Origin of the sequence: Rhodococcus sp. EPR-134, assembly GCF_001647205.1 — a bacterium.
Classification (GTDB): Bacteria; Actinomycetota; Actinomycetes; order Mycobacteriales; family Mycobacteriaceae; genus Rhodococcus_F; species Rhodococcus_F qingshengii.
The window spans coordinates 1-3,398 of the sequence record NZ_LVCT01000706.1 but is presented as its reverse complement, the minus strand read 5'-3'; the positions used below and the strand labels follow the sequence as shown (position 1 = coordinate 3,398).

Genomic DNA, 3,398 nt, shown 5'->3' with positions numbered 1-3,398 from the left:
TGCCGTCATCAACAACCGTGTCATCGCGCTACCACCAGCCTCTGTGCGCGCGGCGTCCGAGAATCGCTGCGGCTGAATCGCTCTGAGAACCAACCGATGTTGCGTGCACCGTTGTCGAGAACCACGCGCTTGATCCGTGGACTGATCAAGGCAACGGGGATCAACGTCGCCGACGCGAGTACGAGCAGAGCGCGTTTGGCACTCTGAGCCGCCAACAGTGGCAGCTCGAGCTGTCCCTGACAGACCGCGAGGATTCGTCCGTTGTTGACATACCGGGCGAAGAGCCAGGAATCCCGACGCCGATCCTCGTCTACCGGTTCGTACGCAAGCGCCTCGTCGCACCACACCAACCGGACACCGCCGGCGCTCATCCTGAGCGTGAACTCGGTGTCCTCGCCGCCAGGTAGATCCCAGTCGTCACTGAAGTTCAAGCCGTTCAAAGCCTTCAGGTCCAACAACAGATTTCCAGCGCCTGCAGACGCAACCGGGGTGCCGGTCGAATGGCGAACGCGAGTGTGCAATGGAAGTTCCGAGGCAGGCAGACCCACCGGAATCACAGGACCGGCCACAGCACCTGCGTCGAAATCTGCGGCGCAGGTGAGGAGATTCGACAGCCAGTCGACATCGACGTACTCGTCGTCGTCGACGAAGACGATGTAACGACGATCTCGTGCACGGGCGAGATCGACCAGCGCACGTCGCGCCGGAGATACCCCGCCGAATCCGAGATGCAGTCGTTCGATCCCGTCGGCAACATACGTCGGCGTGGTGGATTCCGGATCGTTGTCGCCTACTACGACCTGGGCGGAGGCACCGGAAGCCTGGATCGATGCCCGGACGCTCTCGATGCAGACAGCCAGTTCCGATTCACGACGAAAGGTCAGAATCGCCACTACGACGCCGTTGGGATTCTTCATGAGAGGTCAACTTTCGGTCGGGCGTCACGGTTCATCGAAACCAGAAGTGCGACGCTCGCGCTGGCGCACGCCGACACGGCCAATGCTCCTGCGACGTATACGGCGCTGTCGGTCAGTCCCGCCCCGAGAACGATCAGAAACTGTAGAGGCAACAGCATGGCGCGAAATGTGTTGAGGTTTGCGGTCTTGTCCACGACGCGGATCGAGGTACCGACGCCCAGAAGAATCCCGTTGAACGCCACCGCCAACCCGCACAGCAGAATGACCGGTATCAAGTTCGGAAAGTGCGGCCCGACCAGATGATCCATCAATCGCACTCCCGAGAGTCGAATCTCGAGCGTGAGACAGATCAGCGAAACGCAGATGATCGAAACCCAGAAGATCTGCAAGCCCACTCGGCGGCCGAGTGCCATGCACTCGCTCGGGCTCATCGCTTCGACACCACTGCCGAACTTACGCATCAGAATTGGCGAGATGCCCGCGAACATCAAGGACAGCGGACCGAGCAGTGTCTGGGCAGTTCTGATCTCACCGATCATCGAGATCGACGCCACCACAGTGAGTATCAAGAACATCGCCTGCTGAGCAGCTGATCCCATCAATATCTCGATCGCAAACGGCACTGATCTATATCGGTGAGTGCGCGAGTACCTGATCGACGGTACCGGCGGTACCAGACGCATGGATGCGTGACCGAGAGCGAGCGCGACGAAGACACCGACCGTATAGGTCACGAGTGCAAGTGTCAGATTCTCGACCAGGAAAGCTGCAATAAGGACGAACGAGAGTGTCACGATCTGTATCGACACAGAGATCCAACTCGCACCGTCGTGCATCAGCATCGTGCGTATCACGTCCAACACCACGAAACCAGCTGCAGCCAAGGCGTATACCGTGAGATTCATCGAGTCCGAGCCGGCGATCACGAACAGTGCCCACACCGATGTCACCGATACCGCCGCCAGCACGATCGTGGGCGCCAACGCCGGTCCACGCTCGTCGGACCCCGCCCCTCGCGACAGCCAGACGTCGACGCCGATCGCTCTCCCCAGTGCCAGTGCCAACAGACCCGCCGATTGAATCACGGCAACCTGGCCGACTTCGATCGGACCCCCGAGTCGTGCCACCGAGGTGAGAACGACAAAAGTGAGGACGCTCGAAAGCCCTTGATCGGCCATGAATGTCACATGCCGAGTGCGATCTTTCACGATCTCACCTCGTCGATGAGCTCACGCATCGACGTCGCCGCTTTGCGCGATGTGAAGCGATTCGAGTAGTGACGATAAGCGGATCTGCGTATCGCCGATCGATCGTCCGCTCCGAAGATTCGATCGAGGGCCTCGCGTATCGACGACTCTTCCAAGGTATGGAGAGGCGTTCCGCCCGGTCCGACAATGTCCGCGAGTGCACCGTTGGTTGCGTAGATGACCGGGGTGCCAACCGACATCGATTCGATCGCAACGCGTCCGAACGGTTCTGCCCATTGAGACGGCACCACGGACGCCGCACTGTCGCGAAGTATCTCGATCACATCTTCGTGCGAAGTGAATCCGGCCAGCGTGACGTTGTCGAGAGCTGCGCTTATGCTGGAGATCTCGCCGTACTGCGGTCCGTCACCGAGAACTGTGAGCGAGGGACTTCCAGCGCCCTGCGGCCAGTTGCGCACCAAATCCAGGACGCCCTTCTCCGGTGTCAGTCGGCTGACGCACACAACCGAATCAGTGCTCCGAAACTCGGGTTCATTTTCTTCGAATCCGAAGTTCGGACGAACCACGACGCGGCCAGAACTGATCAGTCGTCCTTCGACCAGACGTGCTGTCATCGCGCTCGTTGCGACGAACCTGTGCTGCTTCCACCCAAAGACGCTCAGCTTGACCGCCGTAGCGCTCAGGTAGCAGACAAGGCTCTGAAGTCGGCTGTTTCCGTAGCATCCGTTGCGGACACAACTCGTGAAGTATTTGGTGGAACCGCATTCGGTGCACGTGCCATCTGCGCGCAACTTGGCTGACGGTGTGGCGAGGCGATAGTTCCGAACCGCCTGCAACGTAGGAATTGCGGCGGCTCTTAAGGCCACGAGCAACGAAGCCGAGAACGCCGGCCAGAGATTGTTCACGTAGATGACGTCGGGGCGCTCCGAACGGATGATGCGCAACGCATCGACGAGTACGCGAGGACTGAACACTGCGGTGACTGCCGCCCACGGTCCCCGGGAGATCTTGGAATTCTCGTTGGTGCACTGAACCGTCTCGTATCCGATCGATTTCAGGAGCTTGGATTCGTTGGCGAAGCTCTGCTCCTCACCACCCGGATTCCGATAGATCGCATGGAACATCAAGGCTTTCGGCGGCGTGAATCCACCGGCGGACGTCGGGTCCACTTCAGGCTTCGAACGCGCTACATCGAACGACTTGTACATCTCAGTGACCTCCTCTTCGCTCCGGAGCGAACCTGTACGCGTCGTTCTTGTCGCCACGAACCCCA

At 59.7% G+C, this 3,398-nt stretch carries 3 protein-coding genes; all 3 read right to left on the bottom strand.

What is annotated here, in order from left to right; genetic code table 11:
• Positions 1-20: 20 nt before the first annotated feature.
• Entirely contained in the window at positions 21-917 is an 897-nt protein-coding gene (locus tag A2J01_RS30615; protein WP_064114237.1) for a glycosyltransferase family 2 protein, read from the bottom strand.
• Positions 914-2,125 (bottom strand): hypothetical protein, encoded by a 1,212-nt coding sequence (locus A2J01_RS30610; RefSeq protein ID WP_054187552.1) that lies wholly within the window; start codon positions 2,123-2,125, stop codon positions 914-916. The genes A2J01_RS30615 and A2J01_RS30610 overlap by 4 nt, the downstream gene beginning before the upstream one ends.
• Positions 2,122-3,398, bottom strand: a 1,277-nt coding sequence (locus A2J01_RS30605) for a glycosyltransferase family 4 protein (protein ID WP_331715361.1), incomplete at its 5' end; no start/stop codon positions are given. The genes A2J01_RS30605 and A2J01_RS30610, both read right to left, overlap by 4 nt.